Here is a 24,738-nt window from a genome sequence, read left to right on the forward strand (position 1 = left end):
TCAGGAAGGAATCCAGGCTTGAAACTAAGAAAAAACAGATAAAGAGCAATCACCAGGAAGAAATTATAGGTAAATCAAGAAAAAATCCATGTCGGAAACTTAGAAAAGCAGATAAAGAGCAATCACCAGAAAGAAATTATAGGTAAATCAAGAAAAAATCCATGCCGGAAACTTAGAAAAGCAGATAAAGAGCAATCACTAGGAGGAAATTATAGGTAAACAGGAAAAAATCCGTGCCGGAAACAATGAAAACACAGATAAGGCTCTACCAACCAGAAGAAATAAAATCTCATCAGCCGAAAGTACGTTTGAGTACCCCAAAAATTCAAGTCAGAATCTTAATGAAACAAATAATTTCAAAGACGGAAAGAAGTACAGTCAAACAAAGTAGAAATCAAGGCATATGAAAAACAGGGCGGCAACCAAACGTAAAATTCAATTTTCACGTTTGACTGCTGTCCTGTTAAGCTTTAGTCTTACATAGAAACTTGATACACCGCACACCCGTGTTCAGGCAGCACAGCGTTTATTTCCTGATTTACACTCCTGTGGGTAGTTCCATCCCACAAATCGGTGAGATCCACATCCCCATGAAATTCCTTTCCGATTTCATCCAGGCTGGCACAGACAGAAGCCTCCCTGTCTCCTAAATTAAACAGAGCAATATATAAAGTCACTTCCTTTTCATCACAGGCAATCCAGACAGCCTTCTCTTCATTCAGACAAATTTGTCTGGGTCGGCAGGAGGGCGGCAGAAGTGCCAGAACTCTGCGGTTGGTGAGCAGGGACAGTGTCCAGTCATCCATTTTGGTCAGCTCTGCGCCCAGCATGAGGGGCGAGCCGAAGAGGCACCAGAGTGTCATCATGGTACGCTGCTCTTCTCTGGTGAAGTTTGTCATCCGTTCCTTTCCGAATCCTTTTCCAATCCAGCCAAGGGGGAGCATGTCGCAGTCAGGATAACATCCCTCGGAAACCTGTGTCTGCCACAGTTCGCAGCGGCGGAACATATCCTTTAAGTATTTCCATTCATCCCAGAAATCATCTGTTATGCGCCACATATTGGCATATTTCTCATAATGCCATGCCCTGTCTATGAGAGCGGGGCCCGGGGAGAGGGAGAATACAATGGGGCGGCCGCAGTGTTTGATGGCATTTGCCAGCATCTCCACTTCATGGGCAGCATTATACTGATTTTCCCGGTGGGGGCTTTGGTTGCAGGTGTTGCAGATATCATCGCATTTGATAAAGTCCACCCCCCAGGAGGCATACAGTTCCAGCAGAGAATCATAGTAAGCCTGTCCTGCGGGAGAGTTATGCAGTCCGTACATGTCGGGGTTCCAGGGACAGATGGAGGAGGGATTGGCAGCCATATCGGCGGTCACGTCACTCCCCTTTATTTTCATATGGTTCTGGGCTGCCATACGGGGGATTCCCCGCATGATATGAATGCCGAACTTCAGTCCCAGGCTGTGCACATATTCGGCCAGAGGGCCGAATCCCTTTCCGTCTGCAGAAGAGGGGAAACGCTCCGGGTCAGGCAGCAGGCGCGAATACTCGTCTATCTCCAGCTCCGAGAACGGGATATACTGGAACTGTTCCCTCATGGAACCGGCTTTGTGGGCATACCACTGGATATCAACCACAATATACTCCCAGCCGAAATCCCTCAGATGAGCAGCCATATAATCGGCATTGGCCTTTACCTGTTCCTCATTTACCGTTGTGTCATAATAGTCATAACTGTTCCAGCCCATAGGCGGAACCTTGGCGAAACTGTTTTTATTCATAAGAACCTCCTGATGTTGGTGATACGCGAAAACAGGTAGAAATTTGACTTCTATTGTTTCCTTTGACTTATCCTATATCAGTAATTATAATAAGAGTGTGCAAAAAACAAAAGAATAGAAATTTGATATGAAGAGGTAAATTTTTGATGGAGTACAACAGGGGTATCTTCGGTGTCCTGAATCAGGATGACATGGAAGAACAGCCGCTTGTCCTTCTGGACGGCGGTGTGGAGCGTCGGTGCGGGGAGGCATATGATTTTATAAATGACAGCAGGCCGGGGTACGAAGGCTTTCTTTTCCAGTACACGCTTTTGGGGGAGGGTGTGTATGAGAAAAACGGGTTCAGGCACGCCGTAGGACGCGGCCGGGGATTTCTCATACAGTTCCCGGAAAAAAGCAGATACTTTCTGGAACATGACAGGGAAGAGCCGTGGGAGTTTCTGTATCTGCATTTTCAGGGAAACACGGCCCTGCCTTTTGTAAGAAAAATAAAACACATATGCCCGGAGATCATGTCCCTGGATGAGAACAGTCCCCCTGTCCGCATGGCCCTGCATCTGCAGAAGCGCCTGACAAGCGGGGAGCGTCTGCAAAAATACGAAGGCGGTGAGTTTCTGTACCGTTTTCTCTGCGCCCTTTTAAGGGAAACGGAGCATCCGGTTACGCAGAAGAAAAGCTCCTCTGTACAGAAGGCAGCGGAGATTATGGAGGAGGAGTACAGGAGGCTTGGCGGAATAGAGGAGCTGGCAGCCAGGCTGGATATCTCCCCGGCACATCTCTCAAGGGCATTCAGGGAAGAGATGGGGACAACACCTCTGGCTTATCTTACAGGGCTTCGCCTGCAGTCAGCTATGAATGACCTGCTGGGAACGGAGCACGGCATTGACAGCATTGCCAGAACAAACGGGTTTTCCAATGGGAATTACTTCGCCAAAATATTCAGAAAACATGTCGGCATAAGCCCCGGCAGTTACAGGGAGAGCAATGGCAGTAAATACAGCAGGAAAGGAATGGGAGAATGAAGAAAATGGGAATGATCTTCGGCAGTTTGATTTTTGTGCTGGCCGCCGTGCTGGCGGTCCTTGCCGTAACCGACGCGCAGAAAAGCAGGTTACTTCAGCAGGAGATGAAGCGCATGGACAAACAGATAAGCAAAATGCAGAAATCCTCCGAATCTATGGAAAAGGAGTTGGAGGAACTGAAAAAGGAAACCGAAAAGCGCGCGTTGGAGGCGGCTGAAGGAGATACCGCAGAAGCGGGCCAAAACGGGGAAACAAAAGAAGACAGCCTGTCTGCTGAAGCCGGAAAAAATGCCCGGGATGCCGATGATACAGCAGCGTTATCCGCCGCAGAACCGAGGAGTAACGGAAGAAAAGTAGCCATCGACCCCGGGCACCAGGGCCCCGGAGCAGATACAGGCGGTACAGAACCCCTTGGCCCGGGTTCTGAAGAGATGAAGGATAAATTCGCGTCAGGCACCCAGGGCGTCTACACCGGAGTTCCCGAATATGAGCTGACCCTGGCAGTCTCCAAACAGCTTCAGACAGAGCTTCAGAGCCGAGGATATGAGGTGATCATGACAAGGGAGGACAACGACACAGCCGTAAGCAATGTGGAGCGCGCGCAGATTGCCACGGAAAACGGAGCCCGGATCCTGGTCAGGATTCATGCGGACGGCAGCGAGGACAACAGCGCAAACGGTGCCATGACCATGATTCCATCTGCCGAGAACCCATATGTGGGGCAGCTTCATGAGGAGAGCAGCAGGCTGGGTGAAAATATCATCAATGCTTACTGCCGGGCAACGGGAATCAGGAACAACGGCGTAAGACTCTATGACAATATGACAGGGATCAACTGGAGCACAGTACCGGTCACCATTCTGGAGATGGGTTTCATGACCAACCAGAGCGATGACGAGAAAATGCAGGACCCTGATATGCAGAAAAATATGGTACAGGGGATTGCGGACGGTATCGATGCCTATTTCAGCCCATAACGGCAGTTTACGGCAAAGGGCTGGTACGGCCCACGGCATGAGATTTCCGAAACTGCGAGGGAGATACTTTGAAATGCTTTTTAAAAGCCCTGCTCAGATGGAATTCATCATAAAATCCAAAGTTGACGGCAGCCTCATGGAGAGTAGCCTCCGGCTGGTGCGTCAGGAAATGCCCAGCCATTTCCAGTCTGGTCTCCATCTGGTAAGCGTAGAACGTTTTTTGGCAAGCTTTCCGGAAGCGGTTGTTCAAGGTGCGGGCACAGATAAAATGCGCCTCCGCCATTTCCCCGGCAGTGTAAAAAGTCTGAGGATTTGACTGAATCTGCCTGCATACTTCCTCTACCAGCGGGTCAGAGGGCTGCCTGTCCCCGGAAACTGTATGCAGTTCTGCGATTTCACACAAAAGCAGGTTGAAAAGCAGGGAGAGGCGGCAGAGCTTTTCCGGGCTGTCTGACCAGAAGACAGATATGAGTTCCTCAAAATACATGCGGATATGCGGATGGTGCCGGCAGTGCAGCAGGGTATGGCATGGAAGAAACTTGGATGATTCCATTTCTTCCATGTCATTTTTTTCGCCTGTTTCAGCAGCCGTGGGAAGTACGTGAAAATACATGTGCCTGTTTCCGGGGTTACAGAGTTTTTCACCCCGGTGATGCCTTCCTGCGCTGAGGATCAGCAGGTCATCCCGGTGCATTTCATAGATATGCCCGTCTTCTATGATCTCCCATTCTCCATCCAGCATATAGAGAAAATCATGTTCTGCAAGAATACGGTCAGGGTGGACCATACCGTTTACAGATGTGATATAGTTGGCGCTGGTAATCCGGCGATGTGCCATTTTTTCTAAAAGCAGCATGGGACTCCCTCCTTTTTCAATGACGTTTTCCATATTATACATGTTATGTTCCTCATTGGCAATGGATATGGGAATGTAGTTTTGATACACTTACCATGACAAGAACAATACGGTACATTCCCGGGCGTGGCCCAAAATTTATTTGGGGGCCGCGCTTCCATGCCGGGATTCAAAAACAGAAACAGATGGAGGATGAATCACATGAACAGACAGGATTTCAGCAGACCGCTTTCCCTTAGAAGTGTACAGGTAACCGATGATTTTTGGAAAAAAGAGATGGAGCTGGTGAGGACCAAAATGCTTCCTTATCAGTGGGATGCCCTGAATGACCGGGTGGAGGGTGCGGCACCCAGCTACTGCATGAGAAATTTTAAAACAGCCGGAAAGAAAAATCTGGAAAGAAAAGAGATGGGGGATGCGTATCAGGAGCCGTCCTACACCTTCCGCGGTTTTGAGGCGCTTCCCGAGGACCCGGAGCATCTGGAAGATAAATTTTACGGATTTGTATTTCAGGACAGTGATTTTTATAAATGGATCGAGGCGGTGGGATATTCCCTCACCCAGCACCCGGACCCGGAGCTTGAAAAGACAGCGGACGCTGCCATTGACATTGTCTGCGCGGCCCAGCAGGAGGACGGCTACCTGGACACCTACTATATCCTGAACGGCAGGGATAAAATATTTACAAATCTGAAAGACCACCATGAGCTTTACTGTCTGGGACATTTAATAGAAGGGGCAGTGGCTTACTATCAGGCTACAGGAAAAGATAAGCTGCTGAGAGCGGCCATGGGATATGCGGACTATGCCGCAGCACATTTCGGACCGGAGGAAGGAAAATGCAAGGGCTATCCGGGGCATGAAATAGCGGAGATGGCCCTTGTCCGTCTGTATGAGGTGACAGGAAATGAAAAATATCTCAACCTGGGACGTTTCTTTGTAGATGAAAGAGGAGCCAGACCATACTATTTCGATAAAGAGCATCCGGAGTGCGTCAAAAATTCTCCGGACGGCCTCCGCTATGCATACAATCAGGCACACATCCCGGTACGTGAGCAGGACGAAGCTGTGGGGCATGCGGTGCGCGCGGTTTATCTCTACGCAGGGATGACGGATATGGCAAGGATAACACAGGATGAAAGCCTTTATCACGCCTGTGAAAAATTATGGGACAGTATGGTGGAACGCAAGATGTATATTACGGGCGGCATAGGCGGCACACACATAGGGGAGGCGTTTTCCTTTAACTATAACCTGCCGAATGACACTGCATACGCGGAGACCTGCGCAGCCATCGGCCTTGTATTTCTGGCGAGAAGAATGCTGGAGATCAAGCCTGTTTCACAATATGCGGATGTGATGGAGCGCGCTCTGTACAACTGTGTGCTCAGCGGTATGGCTTTGGACGGCAGAAGCTTCTTCTATGTAAATCCGCTGGAAGTAAACCCGGAGGCCTGCTGCATGGATGAAAGAAAAGCCCATGTAAAGCCGGTGCGTCAGAAATGGTTCGGCTGTGCATGCTGCCCTCCCAACCTGGCAAGAATGCTGAGTTCCATAAGCTCTTACGCCTACACGGAGACAGAGGATACCCTGTTCGTGCACCTCTACATGGGAAGTATCATTAAAAAACAGGTAAACAGAAAAGAACTCACCATTACAGTATCCTCAAAGCTTCCCAAAAGCGGGCAGGTGGAAATAGAGGTGAGCGGGGAATCGGTACCATTTACCATAGCCCTCCGCATACCGGACTGGTGCGGGGAGGGAGATACCGGATTCTCCATCGAAGGGGTGAGGGACAGTGAGTGTACCAGAAAAGACGGATATCTGTATGTGACAAGATGCTGGCAGCCGAAAGAGCGCTTATCCCTTAAGTTTGCCATGGATGTGAAGATCATGGAGGCAGACCCGAGAGTCAGGGAGGATATCGGCAAAGTGGCTGTGACACGAGGCCCCATGGTATACTGTCTGGAGGAGGCTGACAATGGTACGGACCTGCACCTGCTGACGCTGGACTGCGGCAAAGAGGTAGAGACTGAGGAATTTACAGTTGCCGGGGAGCAGGTGATCGCTGTTGTCATGGATGGGTTCAGGCAGCAGGTACAGACTTCACGAAAGGGCCTGTACCATCCTCTGAAAACGGCTGTGAAGGAACCGGTTAAGCTGCGTTTCATACCATATTATGTCTGGGCAAACCGGGGAAAAAATGAAATGACCGTTTGGGTCAGACAGGAAAAATAGAAAAAGGCGTAAAAAAGAAAAAAATATCACATAAAATCGAAAAATAATCCATTTTTTTTCAGGGATGATTCGATTATAATGTACTCAGTCAAAGAAAGAAGAAAAAACACGGATTATATAAAGATTAAAAAAAGGAGAATGATTTTATGTGTGTGCAGGTCTGTTTTAAAGAAATCGACGAAATTGTGAAGTTTGTCAACAAAGTATCTGAGGCGCCCTTCCAGATTGATGCCTGCTGTGGCAGCTATATGGTAGATGCCAAATCCATTATGGGAATGATGGCGATCGGTGCAGGGAAGAAAGTAGAACTGAAAATCTATTCAGATGAAGGAATCGGAAATCTGGAGCAGTTGATCCGTACGTATGCTGCGTAAATAGAGAGATTCCCCCTGTCCCGCAAAAGAAAATAACCCTGTCTGCATAGCAGTTTGATTGGCCCCTTGTCAAGTAGGCAAGGGGCTGACCCTTGCTGCTGCGCAGGCAGGGCTTTTTACGCAGAAAACTGAGCGTATTTTTTCGGGGAAATACCCACTGCCTTTGTAAAAGATTTCAGGAAATTGCTGTAATCCCCGAAACCGCAGCGGATGCAGGCATCTGTGACGGAATACCCCTCAGATAGGTATGATTTGGCAAGAGTGATACGTTTGGCTGTGATGTATTTGTTGATAGTGGTACCCGTCTCACTTTTGAATATCCTGCACAGATAAGAGGTACTGATATAAAAATGTTTTGCCAGCCGCTCAATACTCAGATCCTCCGCAATATGCTGGTTAATGTAAGAAAGGATGGCGTCCATCTGTTCATGATGGCTTCCGGCAGGTTCATGCCTGGGCAGGTCATGGTCGCAGTTTCGCAAAAAAATACCGTTTAAAAAGGTCATAAGCTGAAGAAAGACGGCATGGTCCAGGATATCCTGTCCATAGCCTTCGTTCTCCGACAGTTTATGTATGAAATACAGGAAACGTTTCTGTTCTTCCGGGGACAGGGATATCTTGTGTCCGAAGTTGGTATTTCTGCAGGTAAAGCAGTAATTCAGGTCTGTCTTTCCGGTACAGCATCGTTTCAGGTAATCGGGATAGATGGATACAATGATCCGTTCATGCTTCACATTGTCAACCTGGGACAGGTAATGGCTCTCATATTGGTTAATGAAAAAAATGTCTCCGGGATTAAAATTATAAAACCGGTTATCAATCAGAAACTGTTTTCCGCCGGAGACAGAATAATAGATTTCATAGCAGTCGTGGATGTGGATATCCATGGGCTTTTCATAGCTGTACAGATGCGCGGCGGAGAAGGTCTGCGTTTCAATACAGGAGCGGATGCCCTCCTTACAGGAACTGCAGAGTTTCATGACGGTTCCTCCTTTGATCATTAATATCTTCCAGTATAAGATATCAGTGTAAGATTTGCAAGATTTCTGAAAGAAAAACACAGGAAACAGAAAATCTGTCATGATAAGATGGGTATAAAGATTCAGAGCGTGTCTGAAAATCCATTCCGATGATCTGCACGCTCCAGGGAAAGCAAAAGAAAGGCAGGAATCACAATGGAACTCAGAACAGCAGCATCACCAAGAGATGTAAAACACTATACAACCCAGCGCCTCAGAGAAGAATTTTTAATACAGAATGTATTTGTACCCGATGAGATCAGACTGGTATACAGCCACATTGACAGGATCATCACAGGTTCCGCCACCCCGGCAGAAAAAGAACTGAAGCTGGTGGCAGGCCAGGAGTTAAGAGCGGAATATTTCCTTCAGAGACGTGAGATGGGCGTGATCAATATCGGAGGTCCGGGCTGCATCTGTGTTGACGGCAGAACCTTTGAAGTGGCACCGCGGGAAGGCATGTACATTGGCATGGGAAAAAGAGATATCACATTTTCCAGTACAGATAAGGAAAATCCCGCCAAGTTCTACATCAACAGTGCGCCTGCCCACACTTCTTATCCCACAGTGCTCATAAAGCGTGAGGGAACGCCGGAGGAAGATGTGGTAATCATAAAAGAGGAGAACAAGGTGGAATTGGGAAGTCTGGAGCAGTCCAACCACAGGACCATCTGCAAATATATTCTTCCGGGACAGGTGGAGAGCTGCCAGCTGGAAATGGGAATGACAAGCCTGGAACCGGGAAGTGTGTGGAACACCATGCCCTGCCACACCCATGACAGAAGGATGGAAGTGTATCTGTATTTTGATATGCCGGAGGATGCCTTTGTTATGCACTATATGGGAGAACCACAGGAGACAAGGCATATTGTCATGAGAAATGAGGAGGCTGTGATCTCCCCCAGCTGGTCTATCCATGCAGGTTCGGGCTCCAGGAATTATACATTTATCTGGGGAATGGTGGGCGAAAACCAGGATTTTGATGACATGGACGGTATCAGAAATGAAGACATTCTGTAACAGCAGACAGGAAAACAGAAAGGAGATTCCATATGGAAACAAATAAATTATTTTCTTTAGAGGGAAAAGTTGCCCTCGTGACAGGAGCAGCTTACGGCATAGGATTTGCCATTGCGGAGGCTTATGCGGCAGCCGGCGCCAAGATCGCGTTTAACTGCAGGGGCCGGGAGCATATGGATAAGGCGCTGGCGGACTATAAGGCAAAAGGCATTGAGGCCAGAGGCTATATCTGTGATGTGACAGATGAGGCACAGGTTGAAAATATGGTGGCTGACATTGAAAAAGAACTGGGCACTATTGACATTCTTGTGAACAATGCCGGTATCATCAAGAGGATTCCCATGACAGAGATGAAAGCAGAGGAGTTCCGCCAGGTGATTGACATTGACTTAAACGCCCCGTTTATTGTGTCTAAGGCGGTGATTCCCGGTATGATCCGTAAGGGACACGGCAAGATCATCAACATTTGTTCCATGATGAGCGAGCTGGGCCGCGAGACCGTTTCCGCCTACGCTGCAGCAAAAGGCGGCCTGAAAATGCTGACCAAAAATATTGCATCCGAGTACGGCGAATACAATATCCAGTGTAACGGCATCGGCCCCGGTTATATTGCCACACCTCAGACAGCACCGTTAAGAGAGACACAGCCGGACGGAAGCAGACATCCCTTTGACCAGTTCATCCTTGCAAAGACACCGCAGGCACGCTGGGGAACCCCGGAGGACCTGATGGGACCTGCTATTTTCCTGGCTTCTGATGCGTCCGACTTTGTAAACGGCCACATTCTCTATGTGGACGGCGGCATTCTGGCATACATTGGAAAACAGCCGTGACAGAAAACAGATAAATTTCAATCGTTACGAACCATTCATCAAGTGAGGAGTAAAAAATCATGAAAATCGCATTAATAAATGAAAACAGCCAGGCAGCTAAAAACGGAATGATCTGCAGTGCGCTGAAAACAGTAGTGGAGCCAATGGGCCATGAAGTCTGTAACTACGGTATGTATACCGCAGAGGATGACTGCCAGCTCACCTATGTGCAGGTGGGAATCCTTGCGGCGGTTCTGTTAAATTCCGGCGCGGCTGATTATGTCATCACAGGCTGCGGCACAGGAGAGGGAGCCATGCTGGCCTGTAATTCCTTCCCGGGAGTCATCTGCGGCCATGTGGAGGACGCTCTGGACGCATACACCTTTGCCCAGATCAATGACGGCAATGCCATTGCCATTCCGTTTGCAAAGGGATTCGGATGGGGCGGTGACCTGAATCTCCAGTATATTTTTGAGAAGCTTTTTGTGGAGGAAAGCGGTCAGGGATACCCGAGAGAACGGGCAGTTCCGGAAAAACGCAACAAACAGATTTTGGACAAGGTAAAAGAAGTCACATACAGAGACCTTCCCGAAATTCTGGAGAATCTGGACCGGGAGCTTGTAAGAGGAGCCCTGGGCGGTGAGAAATTCCGGGAATATTTCTTTGCAGACTGCAAGTGTGACAAGATTGCAGATGCAGTAAAGAAGATACTGGACTGAACATAAAAAAGCAGAGGTATGAGATGTCAATAAGTTTAAAAGTACAGGATAAAAACGGCTTCACACTGGCAGTAGCCCGTGGGGAGAGGGAAGTAAACCTTCCTTACTCCGCCGAATACAGAGAAGGGGACCAGATCGTAGTGGAAGCGGCTGAACTGCCGGCCTTTTACTGGCTGTCCCTGGATGATGCAAGAGGGCACTCCCTGGTTTACCTGACAGGGAATATGTGGTATAAGATACCTTTTGGGGAAAAGCGTGTCAATATGTCACCCAAGACCTTTTCCGGCAGCAAACACCTGATCCACATCCGCAAAGCCTATTCCTTTGAGTATGAGGCGTACAGGAACCTGGCTTTGAATATAAATGATTGCCACGGGGAGACAAACTGCTACCCCCACGCGTCAGCCAATGTGGAGACCAGAGGCGAGTCCGTCTTCGCTGCCATGAACGCCATTGACGGAATCACTGCAGCGGCCTGCCACGGAGAATGGCCGTATGAGTCCTGGGGAATCAACCAGCGTGCAGATGCTGCCATAAAACTGGAGTTTGGGCGGACGGTGGAAGCTGACCGCATCATTCTTTACACAAGAGCGGACTATCCCCACGATAACTGGTGGAAAAAGGCCACAGTCACCTTTTCTGACGGCAGCACCATGGAACTGGAGCTGAAAAAGACAGGAGAAGCCCAGGAATTTACTTTTGAGAAAAAGAAAATAGAATGGCTGCAGATAGGAGAATTGATAAAATCAGAGGAACCATCCCCATTTCCGGCACTTGTTCAGCTGGAGGTGTATGGGACGGAGGCGTAGTTGGAAGGGGCTGTCTATTTCCCGACCAATGTCAATAAGTTAAGCCTACAGATATTGATTCAAGCCTCACTGATTAAATGGTCAAAAGTAGTTTTTAAGCTTTTGACCATTTTTTTGCACGACAAATAAAACAGATATAAACTCTGTTTTTCCAATGCTATTTTGTATTATTTATGCTATTCTATATAAGAAGCTGATTGCTGAGTTGGGACAGACTTTCCGTGGAGCCTTTCGTCCTTCTCTGATTGGAAGAATATTCTTCCGAATGAGTGCTTCTAAATCTGGTGGGTGTATTCTGTCTCTGAAATATTCCCGACAAATAAAACAGCTACAGTGAAGTTAATCTGATAAGTATATTTTCTGTGTTTCTGTTGGATTACAATGGTTGTGATAATCCGTTCACAAAAGTTGTAGATCGTTAGTCGGGCGAATATTTCCTGCAGGATATACTCCACTTTTTTTGCGTGAAAATTGGTTAATCCTATCGTATATTTCAGTTCTCGAAAAGATCGTTCAATCCCCCATCTCCATCCGTACAGCCTTTTGATTTCTTCTATTGGAAAATCCTTTTCATCTAAATTTGTAAGAATACACTCCATAGTATTCTCAGTAACCGGGAATCGCAGGATGTCTTATTCGTAAGGCATCGGTATCGCTGTGGCTGTTTTTTGATTTCTTTTGTTTGTTTTCTTGTAAGAATTAGCGATAAAGTACAGTCAAAAGTTCCACTGTCTGGTATTGGCAAATGTGTAAGAATTCCACGACTCCCCAGACCCTTTGCGCGAATTAAGAATTTCCACCCCTTTTCCTGTGCATGAGCCAAAATATTATAACTTTCATAGCCACGGTCTGCAATCAAAAGTACCGGATCTTGTATCTTAGAGCGCTTCATCATATCAATAAGCGCTTTTGTCTCATTCGGAGAACGTCCGGGCTGAATGACAGCATCCGTATAGATTCGATTCTTCAAATCATACAGAGCATTTAAATGAAGTTGGTTATATCCTTTCTCATGCCGTTCCAAAGAATTATGCCGCCTATAAGTATCCTTGTCATCAGGATTGTAAGCAATAGCCAGATCAGAACCATCGCAGGCAAGCAGACGAAATCCACGATAAGTTTCCAGCGATGAAAAAGAATCATTGAAAGAATGAAATAAGAAATCCATTGACTCAGGCAACAATTTCTGACGTTGCTGGCAAAAGGCAGGAACCGAAGCCATATCCGGAGAAAAATCCCAGAAATCTAACCATTCTTAACGAATGGTATTCCCACCCATAGATAAGAGAAACTGAATGGTATCTGAGAAAGAAATTTTTCGTTTTCTGGAAAAATCTTTTCCGGTCTGTTTTACAAATAGGTGAGATACAGATTGCATCTGTGAGATAATAGAAAGCAACTGATTCTTTAGGTCAATAGGTGAATTATTACAAAAAAAGAGCAGGTCATACATTGTATAATCTGCTCTTGAAGATGTTACTTTAACTTATTGACATTGATTTCCCGACAGCCCCTTTTTCCGTAACTGAATCATTATTATTTACTCATCTTCTTCACATAAGCCGAAGGCGTAAGCCCCGTACACTTCTTAAAAATCTTACTGAAATAATAAGGCGTATTCCCGCACCCCACAAGCTGCGCCACATTTTGAATCTGTTCATTATCCCGTGTGGACAAAATTTCCTTTGCCTTCTGCACCCGCAGTTTCATAAGAAATCCGGAAAACTTTTCCCCTGTCTCCTTTGTAAAGCACCGGCTTACATAATTTACATTCATATACAGATAATTCTCAGAGATCCATTTCAGCGTCAGATCAGGATTGGAATAATGCTCATAGATATAGTCGATCAGCCGCGAGATAAAGGGGCTGTACTGTTTTGTGTTAAAGGACTGCACTTCGGAGAGCTTATTGATATGATCAAGCACCGCGTCCGCTATGCTGACCGCGTCCTCCTCCTTGTGGAGCTGATACAGGAAATCCGTGATCTCCGGCAGCGTGTGGGAGGGAAGCTGTGTTCCCAGGGAAATAATAATATTGTCGCAGAGCTGCAGCAGAAAGTCCTTATTAGAGATGGCGGAGAGGATTTTCTTAAGCTCTGCCACGGTGTCTTCCCTGCCCATGGCATTTTTATCCGCCAGCACAGGCACCAGCCTGTTCACCCGGTCTACGATCTGTCCGTAGTTAAAATTGGGAACCGCGTCTGTGCCGTCTATAAAATAGAGAATGTCATACCGTTTCAGCTTTTTGATCAGCACGGTGAGCAGTGTTTTCAAGTCCGTGTATCTCATGCGGCTGTATTCCACGGATACGGTCTGGCCGGGAAAGTCCAGAGACTTGAAAAAGCTGTCAAGCTGCACATAAGAGGTTTCAAAATTAGGGAAAAAGACCAGGAGTACATTCTGTATATAGACAGCGTAGCGCTCCACCTCCGGCATATTTTTCCGGCAGTAATCATCAAAACGTTCCAGACACCTTGCCAGATTTTTCTCTTCCAGATAATAGACACTGCAGAACTGATAAGGTACATCTGTCAGGTTGATGTAATGCTCGTACAGATCGAAAAAGGTATCCGTCACCTGCGTGCCGGAGATTCCTTCCCGTATCATATTCCGAATCAGGGTTTTGTGCAGGTTATGAAAGGCCCGGCTGTCCTGCTCCGGTTTTAAGTCCCCTGCAAATGCGACCTTATAGTAATCTTTTGTGACCTCCTGAATACAGTCAATGATCTGCGTCTCCGTGCAGGGCTTCAGCAGATAGTGCTGGACGCCGCATTTCATAGCTCTTTTCGCATATTCAAATTCCCCGTATCCGGAGAGGATCACAAACTGTGTGCATAAATCCGTGCGGTTGATCCTCTCAATCAGTTCCAGGCCCGAGATACCGGGCATCCGGATATCTGTTATCACGATATCCGGGCATTCATCCAGAATGGTGTGATAGGCTTCTACACCATCGGTACAGGTTCCGACAAGCTGGATATTGTAAGATTTCCAGTCAATGATATTGGCGATGGCCTGGCAGATCATTTCCTCGTCGTCCACGATCAGTAATTTTAACATGGCTTGCTCTCCTCTTTCTGTGTACAGGGAATGCGTATCTCCGCTGCCGCGCATTCCTCGTAAGTTTCTTCGTCTTCTATCGTATATAAACGCAGTCCGTAGGCACTGCCGTAAGTCATCTGTATCCGCTTATGGATATTCAGGATTCCGATTCCGAATCCATGGGGCTGTATCTCTCCGTCCAGCAGCTTCTCCATGAAATTTTCCTCGAAGGAGGAGCCTGTATTCATGATCTTCAGAATCAATGTGCCGTCCTCTGTCCGTGAAGTGATGGTAATATAACAGGTTTCGGAGGATTCTTCCAGTCCGTAGCGTATGGCATTTTCAAGCAGCGGCTGCAGAGTAAATTTGGGAATGGGAATGTCCAGAAGGCTCTCAGGAATATCCACAGAGAAATCCAGCCGTTTCTGATAGCGTATTTTCTGTATGATAATATAATTGTCCACAAGGGTCAGTTCCCGGCGCAGTGTGAAATCCCTGGAATTGTTGCCAAGGGACAGGCGCAGCAGATTGCCGAGGGCTGTGGTGATTCGGGAAATCTCTTCTGATTTGATCATGCGTGCCCGCCAGTTGATGGAATCCAGGGTATTGTACAGAAAGTGGGGGTCCATCTGGCTCTCCATTGCCTTGATCTGCGCCTCTTTTTTCAGCAGTTCGTTGATGTAATTCTCATTGATCAGAGTATTGATCTTTTCCACCATGGTGTCGAAATTTTTGTAGAGAAGCCCTATCTCGTCCTGCCGGTATTCTATCGGGGGCACGGCAATCTCATATTTTCCTTCTCCGAACTGTTTCATATTCTCGATCAGCCGGTCAAAATGCCTGAATAGGGCAAAGACCAGTTTGGTGCTGAAAATCCCCACCAGTATCACAGCCAATACCATGATGAGGAAAAAGGACTGGCTGGAAAGGGTGATAGCCTGGTAGATGGAATTGTAGGAGACAGTACAGATGTAATTCCATCCATAGGTGGGGATCAGACCGCTTACCGCAAACAGTTTTTCATGTTTCAGGGTGACCACACCATAATCTCCCCGCAGTTTTTTATACAGCTCTGCGGATTCTTTGCGGGACAGCGCACTGTCGTTGAAGATGAGGCTGTTGTCATCGTACAGATAATAAGAAATATCCTCAAATTCCGTGCTGGCCTCCGTGGTTGCGGATATGAACGCATTCATATCTATATTTATAATAAGTACACCCAGAGTATCCAGGCTGAGCCCTTCTATTTTACGCAGTTCTTTCACTAAGAAAATACCGTGGTCAGGTCCGTAGTCCGTGACAGTCACCGTTGCGCCCTGGTTGTCATAGGCTGTCCGCTTCAGTTTACTGCGCACAGAATCCGGCACTGTCTGAAATTTCCGGTTGGAGGTACTGATAACGTCATCCCCCTGCATCACGGAAATATAAGAGATGGCGTCACTGTTGAAAATAAAGAAATAATCACACAGTGTGGAATATACCTGGTTGAAACAGAGTTGCTTTTCCGAATTCTGTGTGCTTTTGCCTGACCGGTCCAGGCTTTCCTGTATGGTCTGGTTGGCCAGTATGGAGTCTACGATCGTATCTATGTATTTTAACTGGTCAGAAATCTCCAGGGCGGAGTCTGTAAGGGAAGCTGCTATGGAATTATACAGTTTCTTTTCATAAGAATTGGATACAAACTCCAGACTGACAATACCTGCCAGAAACAGGACCAGAAATCCTGTCAGGATAACAGCCAGAATTTTATGTTTCAGGGACATGCTTTGTAATCTTCCCATTTTTTTCATGGTTTACGCCCTTCTTATATGTAATGATAAAAAAATTATATTAAAATAAAAGTAAAAGCGCAATTGATTTGCCCGGAAAAAATGCGGGAAGTCAATTTTTTACAGGTAAAGTAATTTTTTTGCGGACGCAGGTATGTTTTTTGAGCGCGGAAGTAAGTTTTATCAATTTTCATCCGGGGGAAACCATTATATAATGGGTTACATCAAGAGGAGCTTCTCAAAAGAAAATATGGAGGAAAAACAGGTGAAGAGGAAATTTTTAAAAAGAGCAGCAGCAGCGGCACTGGCATGTGCGCTGGCAGCAGTTTCCATGACAGCATGCGGATCAGATAAGGGCGGAAACGGAAGTAAAGAGGAAGCAGCGTCAGGGGAACTGACCATGGCCTGGTGGGGAAACCAGGTAAGAAATGAGCGTACACAGCAGGTGCTGGATAAATATAAAGAGGAAGAGGGAACCACAGTCAAAGGACAGTTCTTCCAGTGGGACGATTACTGGAGTAAAATGGCTACTTCAGCCGCAGGCAAAAAAATGCCGGACATCATTCAGATGGATATGTCATATCTGCAGCAGTACGTAGACAAGAGCCAGCTATTAGATTTGACACCATATATTGAAGACGGAACCCTGGATACCTCCAATCTGTCTGAGGACGCGATCAACATGGGCAAGGTAGGAGACAAGATTTACGGTGTTGCATCCGGAACCAGTTCTTCCTGTATGTTCTATAATAAAACACTGCTTGATGAACTGGGGATTACTGTAAAGGACAATATGACTCTGGATGAGTTCATTGAGATCGCGAAACAGGTTTATGAGAAATCAGGCTACCGTGCAAACCTGATCCACTACGGAATGTACATGGAAGTTTACGCAAGGGCAAATGATATCCAGGTGGTTGACAAGCTTGGCGGCAAGAGCGCAGAGGATTATGTGGATTACTTTAAAATCTCTGAGAACGGTGTAAAAGAAGGATGGCACATCTCCCCGAGTCAGGCTGCCGATACAGCCAGTGTGGAGGAGGACCCCATGGTATATGGCTCCAATCCTGATAACATGACATGGTGTACCATCAACGGCTCTGCCATGCTGACCGCTTACCAGACAGCAGCTCCGGAGGGAACCGATATAGCCATCACAACAATTCCTTCCACAGATCCGAAAAAATCAAACTATGTAAAACCCAGTATGTATTATTGTGTGAGCGCTGATACCAAGAACCCGGAAGAGGCAGTGAAGGTATTGAATTACTTTACAAACTCTTCAGAAGCTTACAAGATTCTTCTTGCAGAGAGAGGTATCCCGGTATCCAGCAAGATCGCTGAGGAGATCATGCCTCTGCTGAGCCAGGAAGACCAGGAAAATGCTGCATTCATCACAGATGTCATCACTCCGAATTCCAGTGCACTGCCTCCTCTGGCACCGGAGGGGACCAGTGAGGCCCAGGATCTGTTAAGGAAACTGGAAGAGAAGGTGAAATACGGGGAATATACTTCCGAGAAGGCTGCGGAGGAATATTTCAACAGCGCAAACGAAATTTACGCGGAACATCAATAAATAATCAGGGCTGCTGTAGTCTTTTGGACGGCGGCAGCCCTTTTTCTGCCTTTGGAAAGGAGAGAAGATTTTGAAACCTACTAGCAAAAGATTATATAAGTTTTTAAATAAGGAAAAGACAGCGGGAGTTGTGTTCTGTCTTCCTTTTATTATAGGATTTCTGGTGTTTTTGATCATACCTATGGGAATCTCTTTTTATTACTCGCTCTGTGACTACGACATTCTGTCACCGCCGGAGTTTGTGGGACTGAAAAATTACATAGATATGTTTACAAATGATGAAGTGTTCTGGCATTCCATCAAGGCTACCCTTTATTTCGCGCTGGTGTCTGTGCCGCTGAGGCTTATTTTTGCCCTTTTGGTGGCAATGATACTGGTGAAACCCACAAAGGCTACGGGATTTTACCGTGCAGCCTACTATCTGCCCTCCATCATCGGCGGTTCAGTGGCTGTAGCTATTTTATGGAAGAGAATGTTCGCACCCGACGGTGTTGTGAACAGCATTCTCGGAATATTCGGGATTGACACCAACTTTGCATGGCTCAGTGACACCAGAACAGCGATCTGGACACTGATCCTGCTGGCTGTCTGGCAGTTTGGTTCTTCCATGCTGATCTTCCTGTCCGCATTAAAACAGATTCCGAAATCTCTGTATGAGGCAGCAGACGTGGACGGCGCGGGCAAGGTGACAAAGTTCTTCCGTGTTACCCTGCCGCTTCTGACTCCCACGATCTTCTTCAATCTGGTTATGCAGATGATCAACGGATTCCTGGCATTTACACAGAGTTTGATCATCACACAGGGAAAACCAATGGATACCACTTTATTCTACGCGGTGTACATGTATCAGCAGTCCTTCTCCTTCAGCAAATCCGGTTATGCTTCCGCAATGGCATGGGTTATGCTGGGAATTATTGCAGTGATAACATTTGTGTTATTTAAGACCAAAAAATATTGGGTATATGAACAGGGGTGAGATTGTGAAAACGAAGAATATAAGAACAGTTGTCTATCATGTTTTAGTCTGCGGTTTCGGATTAGCCATGCTGTATCCGCTCTGCTGGATGTTCATGAGCTCTTTTAAGGAAACCAGTACCATATTTACAACAGCGGGAAGCCTGATCCCTGAGAAATTCACACTGGAGAATTATGCCAATGGCTGGAGAGGATTTGCAGGCGTATCCTTTGGCACATTTTTTAAAAACTCTCTTTTCATAGCAGTTGTGGGAACCATAGGAACCCTGGCATCTTCCGCATGTGTGGCATACGGATTTGCCAGATGTCAGTTCAGGGGCAAGAAGATCTTATTCGGCGCCATGCTGGCGTCTATGATGCTGCCGGGACAGATCCTTATGGTGCCCCAGTATCTGTGGTATGAAAAACTGGGCTGGGTCGGCAGTTTTTCTCCCCTTATCATTCCGTTTTTCTTTGCCATCCAGGGATTTTTTGTATATCTTATGATGAACTTTATAGAGGGTATCCCTACAGAGCTGGATGAGGCAGCCAAAATTGACGGCTGTTCCTATTACGGGATCTTCTTCCGTATTATTTTGCCGCTGATGGCTCCGTCACTGATCACAGGCGGTATCTTTTCCTTTATGTGGAGATGGGATGACTTTATGTCAGCGCTGCTCTATATCAATGATGCTGCCATGTATCCGGTTGCCCTGGCGCTGAAACTGTTCTGCGATCCCGGCTCCTCCTCGGACTATGGCGCAATGTTCGCAATGGCGACTCTCTCCATCGTGCCTATTGTGCTGATCTTCATTTTCTTCCAGAAATATCTGGCAGACGGAATTGCAACCTCCGGATTAAAGGGATGATAATATATGAAGAGCTACATATCCGAAACAGACAGCATGCATTATATATACGGCGATGACACAGAAGCCGTGCTGCGCACAATGGCGTACCGGTTTATGGGAAATCATCCGCCCATGCCCTTTCTTCTCAGGGCTTTCCATGAAAATGGGGCCAGAAGGAGAAAGAACGGGGACGCAGTCCTGGATTTTCAGCAGCAGTTTCCCGGGGCCCTTTTGGGGGACTGGGGGGCAGCAGCCGGTGAAATGTGGTGCCCGGAAGGGAAAAAGAGCCGTTTCCTGGTGAAGTGTGAGAGCCGGACATTAGTATATCTCAACCGGGAGCTGATACTTCTCTGTCCGGGAGCGGGAGAATATGAACTGACGGCCAAACTGCATGAAGGGATGAACCGGCTTTTCCTTGTTTCCAGAAAAGAAGCAGGATTTTGCTGTACGCTGACCAATAAAATGCCTCAGTGGGAGCCATGTTCTTATCTTATGCCCTTTGAGGAGAGGGGAGGAGAGGCTGGTTTTAACTTTACTTTGTTGAGGGCAGAGGAGGCGGATGAGAAAACAGCCGTGAATTTCTTTCTCAGGAAATCCTTCTGGGAAAAAACGGAGAAGGAGACAGAAAGAGTTTGGCTGCCGGCTGCAGACGTCCCCAGATTACCCTGGAAGGAAGCGGGCCAGATATGGTTTGCATGGACAGAGGTACGTGCTGTACCGGGTACGGACCTGAAAAAGGCGTGGGAAGAGCTGATACGCTTTTTGAGGGAGCAAAAAGAAAAGAATCCGTGTATCAGAGCAGTTATGATAGATGGATGCAGGATGGATGCGGATGATAAGGAATCGGGATGCTGCAGAAAACCATATCAGGAGCACTTCCGCGCTTGCTGCCAGATATCCTGGTTGATCCGCACAGAGGAACGAACATGCGGGATGACCTGTCCTGATTGGGAAAACAGCCGTTGGGAATGTCGTATTCCGGTGGAGGCAAAGGGAAACTGCGGTGATGTTCTCTTTCTGGGGCCTCTGGATTGCCGGGCGGAAGAGGCACTGATGACCTGGATCCCCGACAGACGGGAATTTCTTACAAAGCCCTTCCGGATATCTGATTCCGGTGTTTTCTGGAGAACAAAATATCCATCTGTTGTTATCCGTCCCTTTGCAGAGAGCTGTCTGTTCGGCCGCTGGACATATCCCCTGGGGGTGACTCTGTACGGAATGCTGCAGACAGGTCTGTATTATGAGATGCAGGAACTGATAAAATACGTGCGTGATTCCATAGAAATGGTGGTCATGGCTGACTGTTATGCAGTCTATGACCGGGAAAAATACGGATTTCCCGGTGTCAACCAGCAGCTTCTTTGGATGGACGCCCTGGATGACTGTGGTTCATTCGGTTCCTGTATGCTGGAATACCTTCTGAACTGCATGGAAGCATGTCAGAAAACTTTCCCGGACATACGGCGTGCGCCCCGCTGCGGCATAGGCAAAAGCAATGTTCAAACATACGCCGGGGAACAAGACAGATATTTTAAAGAAGAAGTACAGAGGATTGCCGGCAGAATCGGCAGATATATTTTAAAAGAACAGATCCGAAATGCGGACGGCTCTTTTAAGAGAAGAGACAACAGCATGTGGATTGATGATATGTATATGAGTGTTCCTTTTTTGATCAGGTACGCAGAAGTTTTTCATGATGACAATGCCATAGAGGAAGCCGTCAGACAACTGCTCCTATATAAGAAGCATTTTTATTTCAAACCGCGTGCTGTGAAGGGAAGCGGGCACATTTTGTCCCACATGTATAAACTGGAATTTGAACATGCGAATATGATCCCATGGAGCAGGGGAAACGGCTGGGTAGTTTTTTCTCTCAGTGAACTGCTCATGAGGGAGAATCCGGATGTACCTATGCGGGAGGAACTTATGTCTTATTTCCATGATCTGTGTGAAGGATATCTGGAGCTCCAGGATGAGGACGGTCTTTGGCATCAGATTCTGGACGAGAGGGATACCTACCAGGAGACATCCGCTGCAGCCATGTTCATCTGCGCCATGTCCAGAGGGATCCGTTATGGGCTGCTGCCGGAAGAACGGACGGCAGATTTTGCCGAATCTGTATTCAGGGCCTGGAACGGTCTGACGAAAAAGGCCATAGACAGGAAGGGAAATCTATACGGTGTCTGCCAGGGTTCAGGCTGGTCCTATGAACGGGAGTATTACAGAGCCCTGGAATGGAATTTCAACGATACTCATGGAATCGGTATCGTTATGCTGGCAGGCGTGGAGACAGACAGATTAAAACATTACCTCACAGAAGAGTGATTAGGAGGAAACTATGTGCAACTGGGAGCAGGCATGGCTTGCATATGAACCGATAGAAAATCAAAAAGATAAGAAGTATTTTGAATCTGTGTATACACAGCAGAACGGAGTGCTGGTTGAAAGCGCACTCAGAGAAATAAAGACAGCAGCCGAAAAACTGTTTTCTATCACAGTGAGAAGAGGAGAAAACAGAGAGGAAGCGGGGCTTATATTAGAGTTGAATCCGGCCCTGAATCTGGGAAAAGAAGGGTATCAGATCACAGAGGAAGAAGACAGGATCTATATACGCGCGGCAAAAGAAAACGGGCTTTTATACGGAACATTCCGCCTTCTTATTATGGTATCCTCCAGAAAAGAGATCGCCGGCATTTCTATTCGGGAGATACCGTCGAATCCTGTAAGGATGCTGAATCAGTGGGACAACATAGATGGAAGCATTGAGCGGGGATACGCAGGAAGATCCTTTTTTTATGAAAACGGGAAAGTCTGTGTGACTGAGCGGATCAGAGATTATGCCAGACTGCTCTGCTCTGTTGGAATCAACGGAATTTCTATTAATAATGTGAATGTGCGTAACGGTGCAGAATGGCTTATCTCAGAGAGGCATTATAAAGAACTGGAGCAGATTTCCCATATTTTTGCACAGTACGGGATTTCCATGTATCTATGCATTGATTTTGCAGCACCCATGACTCTGGGCGGGCTTTCCTGCGCAGACCCATTGAAGGAAGAAGTAAAAGACTGGTGGGAGAAAAAATGCGGTGAAATTTTCGGACGGCTTCCCAATATGGGAGGCTTTCTTGTAAAAGCAGATTCCGAAGGACGTCCCGGACCCTTTGCCTACGGGAGGAACCATGCAGACGGCGCCAATATGCTGGCCCGCGCGGTTAAACCGTACGGAGGGACCATCATATGGAGATGTTTTGTGTACAACTGCCAGCAGGACTGGCGTGACCGCAGGACAGACCGGGCATGTGCCGGATACGACAACTTCATGCCTCTGGACGGAAAATTCGATGATAATGTCATTCTCCAGATTAAAAACGGACCCATTGATTTCCAGGTGAGAGAACCTGTCCATCCTCTTTTCGGGGGTCTGCAGCATACAAACCAGATGCTGGAAGTTCAGATCGCCCAGGAGTACACAGGACAGCAGATCGATGTGTGTTATCTGGTTCCCATGTGGAAAGAAGTGCTGGATTTCTCCACGGGATGTGGAAAACCGGAGGACACAGTGGCGGATATCATTTCCGGCAGGACATTCGGACAGCAAAGATGCGGTATGGCAGCAGTAGCCAACACAGGAAGGGATGCCAACTGGACAGGCCATGACCTGGCAGGCGCCAATCTGTACGGATTCGGACGTCTGGCCTTTGCTCCGCAGCTATCCGCAGAGGAGATCGCCAGCGAGTGGATTTCCCTGCAGATCAGCAGAGACAGCGACGTGAACAGGAGTATTTCAGATATCCTTCTTCGTTCCAGAGAGGTCTATGAAAAATACACTGCGCCTCTTGGAATCGGTTTTATGGTGAACCCCGCACATCATTACGGTCCCAATCCCGAGGGATACGAATATTCCAAATGGGGTACCTACCACAGAGCCGACCACCTGGCAGTGGGCGTTGACAGAAGCGCAGGGGGTACCGGATACAGCGAACAGTATTTTGAGAAAAATGCTGCCCTGTTCAGAGAAAAGGGAACCTGCCCGGAAAATCTGCTTTTGTTTTTCCACCGTGTTCCCTACACATACCGGCTGCATTCCGGAAAGACATTGATACAGCACATTTATGACAGTCATTTTGAGGGACACGAACAGGTCCTGCAGATGCAGAAAGACTGGGAACTTTTGGAGGGCAGAATCCCGCAGCACATTTTCTTAAGAGTTAAGGAACGGTTCACGCGCCAGGTTGAAAACAGCCGGGAATGGTGCGATGTGATCAACAGCTTCTTTTACAGAAAATCCATGATTCCCGACGAACAGGGAAGAGAAATCTTCTGATATATGCAAATCCTTTTGCCGGATAACAGAAATGTTTCCGGCAGAAGGATTTTTTATTTATCTTGTGTTCAGAGGATTGGGAGCTGCCAGCGTGATAAGGAGCAGAATGTTCCATATCTGTATATCATAAAGAGTGCTTCCGGGCCCGGAGTGAACAGCAGATGCAGACAAGCTTTGGCCCATGATTTAGGAAGTCAGATGTACAAAGTAGATGGAATGGGGTATAATAGGTAGAAAGCCAAAATCAAAAAATAGTGAAAAATTTGCGGAATCAGGCATCATAAAGGAGATAAAAATGCTTACATCATTAATTATAGGAATCATATCAGGCTGGATAGCCGGAAGAATCATGGGCGTAAAAAAGGGAGGCTTCATAAAAACCATCGCAATTGGAATCGCAGGCTCCTTTGTCGGCGGAGGAATCATGTCGCTAGTGGGATTTTATGCATACGGTTTTCTTGCCAATATTATGGTATCTGTTTTGGGGGCGTGCATTTTCTTATACATTGCGAAGAAGATTTTTAAATAGTGGAAAGGTTGAGCTGACATCTGTGAAAACGCTTGAAAAACATAGTTAAATGAGGAGAAA

Annotated in this window: 21 protein-coding genes; 14 read left to right on the forward strand and 7 right to left on the reverse strand. The window is 47.1% G+C overall.

Going from position 1 to position 24,738, the window contains the following annotated elements; genetic code table 11:
• Window positions 1–476: 476 nt before the first annotated feature.
• Complete coding sequence (locus WMO65_RS22025) at window positions 477–1,787, reverse strand: glycoside hydrolase family 27 protein (protein ID WP_148392447.1); 1,311 nt, start codon at window positions 1,785–1,787, stop codon at window positions 477–479.
• 146 nt (window positions 1,788–1,933) lie between these two features.
• Here WMO65_RS22025 and WMO65_RS22030 point away from each other — a divergent pair, with 146 nt between their 5' ends.
• Together WMO65_RS22030 and WMO65_RS22035 are read left to right on the forward strand one after the other, a co-directional pair.
• Window positions 1,934–2,809: an AraC family transcriptional regulator gene (locus WMO65_RS22030; protein WP_148392446.1), complete on the forward strand. Its 876-nt coding sequence runs from the start codon at window positions 1,934–1,936 to the stop codon at window positions 2,807–2,809.
• Window positions 2,806–3,786 (forward strand): N-acetylmuramoyl-L-alanine amidase family protein, encoded by a 981-nt coding sequence (locus tag WMO65_RS22035; RefSeq protein WP_148392445.1) that lies wholly within the window; start codon window positions 2,806–2,808, stop codon window positions 3,784–3,786. The genes WMO65_RS22030 and WMO65_RS22035 overlap by 4 nt, the downstream gene beginning before the upstream one ends.
• A gap of 7 nt (window positions 3,787–3,793) precedes the next feature.
• Here WMO65_RS22035 and WMO65_RS22040 read toward each other — a convergent pair whose 3' ends face one another.
• Window positions 3,794–4,642, reverse strand: coding sequence for a helix-turn-helix domain-containing protein (locus WMO65_RS22040; RefSeq protein ID WP_158587250.1), 849 nt, complete (start codon window positions 4,640–4,642; stop codon window positions 3,794–3,796).
• Between the two features lie 201 nt (window positions 4,643–4,843).
• Here WMO65_RS22040 and WMO65_RS22045 point away from each other — a divergent pair, with 201 nt between their 5' ends.
• A complete protein-coding gene (locus tag WMO65_RS22045) occupies window positions 4,844–6,880 on the forward strand; it encodes a glycoside hydrolase family 127 protein (protein WP_148392444.1) in 2,037 nt (678 codons plus the stop codon).
• Between the two features lie 146 nt (window positions 6,881–7,026).
• Window positions 7,027–7,254: an HPr family phosphocarrier protein gene (locus WMO65_RS22050; protein ID WP_033141505.1), complete on the forward strand. Its 228-nt coding sequence runs from the start codon at window positions 7,027–7,029 to the stop codon at window positions 7,252–7,254.
• A 116-nt stretch (window positions 7,255–7,370) separates the two neighbouring features.
• Here WMO65_RS22050 and WMO65_RS22055 read toward each other — a convergent pair whose 3' ends face one another.
• Entirely contained in the window at window positions 7,371–8,234 is an 864-nt protein-coding gene (locus WMO65_RS22055; RefSeq protein ID WP_148392443.1) for an AraC family transcriptional regulator, read from the reverse strand.
• Window positions 8,235–8,429: 195 nt separating this feature from the next.
• On the opposite strand from WMO65_RS22055, the gene kduI reads away from it, so the two are divergent.
• Genes kduI through WMO65_RS22075 form a run of 4 tightly spaced genes read left to right on the forward strand, consistent with a single transcriptional unit; the run spans window position 8,430 to window position 11,633 of the window.
• The gene (gene kduI, locus WMO65_RS22060) at window positions 8,430–9,293 is read left to right on the forward strand and encodes a 5-dehydro-4-deoxy-D-glucuronate isomerase (RefSeq protein ID WP_148392442.1); all 864 of its coding nucleotides are present in this window, start codon (window positions 8,430–8,432) and stop codon (window positions 9,291–9,293) included.
• Between the two features lie 32 nt (window positions 9,294–9,325).
• On the forward strand, window positions 9,326–10,126 hold the full coding sequence (locus WMO65_RS22065; RefSeq protein ID WP_033141503.1) for a gluconate 5-dehydrogenase: 801 nt from the start codon (window positions 9,326–9,328) through the stop codon (window positions 10,124–10,126).
• 59 nt (window positions 10,127–10,185) lie between these two features.
• Complete coding sequence (locus WMO65_RS22070) at window positions 10,186–10,824, forward strand: RpiB/LacA/LacB family sugar-phosphate isomerase (RefSeq protein WP_148392441.1); 639 nt, start codon at window positions 10,186–10,188, stop codon at window positions 10,822–10,824.
• 23 nt (window positions 10,825–10,847) lie between these two features.
• The gene (locus WMO65_RS22075) at window positions 10,848–11,633 is read left to right on the forward strand and encodes a DUF7402 domain-containing protein (RefSeq protein WP_033141501.1); all 786 of its coding nucleotides are present in this window, start codon (window positions 10,848–10,850) and stop codon (window positions 11,631–11,633) included.
• Window positions 11,634–11,908: 275 nt separating this feature from the next.
• Here the strand turns inward: WMO65_RS22075 and WMO65_RS22080 are convergent, their stop codons facing one another.
• From WMO65_RS22080 to WMO65_RS22095, 4 genes are all read right to left on the reverse strand, one after another.
• The gene (locus WMO65_RS22080; protein WP_256157765.1) at window positions 11,909–12,232 is read right to left on the reverse strand and encodes a transposase; all 324 of its coding nucleotides are present in this window, start codon (window positions 12,230–12,232) and stop codon (window positions 11,909–11,911) included.
• On the reverse strand, window positions 12,208–12,855 hold the full coding sequence (locus tag WMO65_RS22085) for a transposase (RefSeq protein ID WP_256170609.1): 648 nt from the start codon (window positions 12,853–12,855) through the stop codon (window positions 12,208–12,210). Before WMO65_RS22085 ends, WMO65_RS22080 begins: the two co-directional genes overlap by 25 nt.
• A gap of 314 nt (window positions 12,856–13,169) precedes the next feature.
• Entirely contained in the window at window positions 13,170–14,693 is a 1,524-nt protein-coding gene (locus WMO65_RS22090) for a response regulator transcription factor (RefSeq protein WP_187370576.1), read from the reverse strand.
• Window positions 14,687–16,465, reverse strand: coding sequence for a sensor histidine kinase (locus WMO65_RS22095; RefSeq protein ID WP_148392439.1), 1,779 nt, complete (start codon window positions 16,463–16,465; stop codon window positions 14,687–14,689). Before WMO65_RS22095 ends, WMO65_RS22090 begins: the two co-directional genes overlap by 7 nt.
• A 244-nt stretch (window positions 16,466–16,709) precedes the next feature.
• Here WMO65_RS22095 and WMO65_RS22100 point away from each other — a divergent pair, with 244 nt between their 5' ends.
• The 6 genes from WMO65_RS22100 to WMO65_RS22125 all read left to right on the forward strand — a co-directional run bounded on the left by WMO65_RS22100 (window position 16,710) and on the right by WMO65_RS22125 (window position 24,678).
• A complete protein-coding gene (locus tag WMO65_RS22100; RefSeq protein ID WP_243128808.1) occupies window positions 16,710–18,020 on the forward strand; it encodes an ABC transporter substrate-binding protein in 1,311 nt (436 codons plus the stop codon).
• Between the two features lie 70 nt (window positions 18,021–18,090).
• Window positions 18,091–18,996, forward strand: a complete 906-nt coding sequence (locus tag WMO65_RS22105) for a carbohydrate ABC transporter permease (protein WP_033141498.1) — start codon at window positions 18,091–18,093, stop codon at window positions 18,994–18,996.
• On the forward strand, window positions 18,983–19,843 hold the full coding sequence (locus WMO65_RS22110) for a carbohydrate ABC transporter permease (protein WP_255785541.1): 861 nt from the start codon (window positions 18,983–18,985) through the stop codon (window positions 19,841–19,843). The genes WMO65_RS22105 and WMO65_RS22110 overlap by 14 nt, the downstream gene beginning before the upstream one ends.
• 6 nt (window positions 19,844–19,849) lie before the next feature.
• Window positions 19,850–22,150, forward strand: coding sequence for a glycoside hydrolase family 88/105 protein (locus WMO65_RS22115; RefSeq protein WP_148392437.1), 2,301 nt, complete (start codon window positions 19,850–19,852; stop codon window positions 22,148–22,150).
• A gap of 13 nt (window positions 22,151–22,163) precedes the next feature.
• Complete coding sequence (locus WMO65_RS22120) at window positions 22,164–24,149, forward strand: alpha-glucuronidase family glycosyl hydrolase (RefSeq protein WP_148392436.1); 1,986 nt, start codon at window positions 22,164–22,166, stop codon at window positions 24,147–24,149.
• 211 nt (window positions 24,150–24,360) lie between these two features.
• Complete coding sequence (locus WMO65_RS22125) at window positions 24,361–24,678, forward strand: GlsB/YeaQ/YmgE family stress response membrane protein (protein WP_243128807.1); 318 nt, start codon at window positions 24,361–24,363, stop codon at window positions 24,676–24,678.
• Window positions 24,679–24,738: the final 60 nt, after the last annotated feature.

Source organism: Blautia caccae (assembly GCF_040095955.1).
Taxonomy (GTDB): Bacteria; Bacillota; Clostridia; order Lachnospirales; family Lachnospiraceae; genus Blautia; species Blautia celeris.

Coding starts and splice junctions, on each gene's coding strand:
- WMO65_RS22025 (WP_148392447.1), bottom strand. CDS start 1,787: ATGAATAAAAACAGTTTCGCCAAGGTTCCGCCTATGGGCTGGAACAGT.
- WMO65_RS22030 (WP_148392446.1), top strand. CDS start 1,934: ATGGAGTACAACAGGGGTATCTTCGGTGTCCTGAATCAGGATGACATG.
- WMO65_RS22035 (WP_148392445.1), top strand. CDS start 2,806: ATGAAGAAAATGGGAATGATCTTCGGCAGTTTGATTTTTGTGCTGGCC.
- WMO65_RS22040 (WP_158587250.1), bottom strand. CDS start 4,642: ATGCTGCTTTTAGAAAAAATGGCACATCGCCGGATTACCAGCGCCAAC.
- WMO65_RS22045 (WP_148392444.1), top strand. CDS start 4,844: ATGAACAGACAGGATTTCAGCAGACCGCTTTCCCTTAGAAGTGTACAG.
- WMO65_RS22050 (WP_033141505.1), top strand. CDS start 7,027: ATGTGTGTGCAGGTCTGTTTTAAAGAAATCGACGAAATTGTGAAGTTT.
- WMO65_RS22055 (WP_148392443.1), bottom strand. CDS start 8,234: ATGAAACTCTGCAGTTCCTGTAAGGAGGGCATCCGCTCCTGTATTGAA.
- kduI (WP_148392442.1), top strand. CDS start 8,430: ATGGAACTCAGAACAGCAGCATCACCAAGAGATGTAAAACACTATACA.
- WMO65_RS22065 (WP_033141503.1), top strand. CDS start 9,326: ATGGAAACAAATAAATTATTTTCTTTAGAGGGAAAAGTTGCCCTCGTG.
- WMO65_RS22070 (WP_148392441.1), top strand. CDS start 10,186: ATGAAAATCGCATTAATAAATGAAAACAGCCAGGCAGCTAAAAACGGA.
- WMO65_RS22075 (WP_033141501.1), top strand. CDS start 10,848: ATGTCAATAAGTTTAAAAGTACAGGATAAAAACGGCTTCACACTGGCA.
- WMO65_RS22080 (WP_256157765.1), bottom strand. CDS start 12,232: ATGGAGTGTATTCTTACAAATTTAGATGAAAAGGATTTTCCAATAGAA.
- WMO65_RS22085 (WP_256170609.1), bottom strand. CDS start 12,855: ATGGCTTCGGTTCCTGCCTTTTGCCAGCAACGTCAGAAATTGTTGCCT.
- WMO65_RS22090 (WP_187370576.1), bottom strand. CDS start 14,693: ATGTTAAAATTACTGATCGTGGACGACGAGGAAATGATCTGCCAGGCC.
- WMO65_RS22095 (WP_148392439.1), bottom strand. CDS start 16,465: ATGAAAAAAATGGGAAGATTACAAAGCATGTCCCTGAAACATAAAATT.
- WMO65_RS22110 (WP_255785541.1), top strand. CDS start 18,983: ATGAACAGGGGTGAGATTGTGAAAACGAAGAATATAAGAACAGTTGTC.
- WMO65_RS22115 (WP_148392437.1), top strand. CDS start 19,850: ATGAAGAGCTACATATCCGAAACAGACAGCATGCATTATATATACGGC.
- WMO65_RS22120 (WP_148392436.1), top strand. CDS start 22,164: ATGTGCAACTGGGAGCAGGCATGGCTTGCATATGAACCGATAGAAAAT.
- WMO65_RS22125 (WP_243128807.1), top strand. CDS start 24,361: ATGGAATGGGGTATAATAGGTAGAAAGCCAAAATCAAAAAATAGTGAA.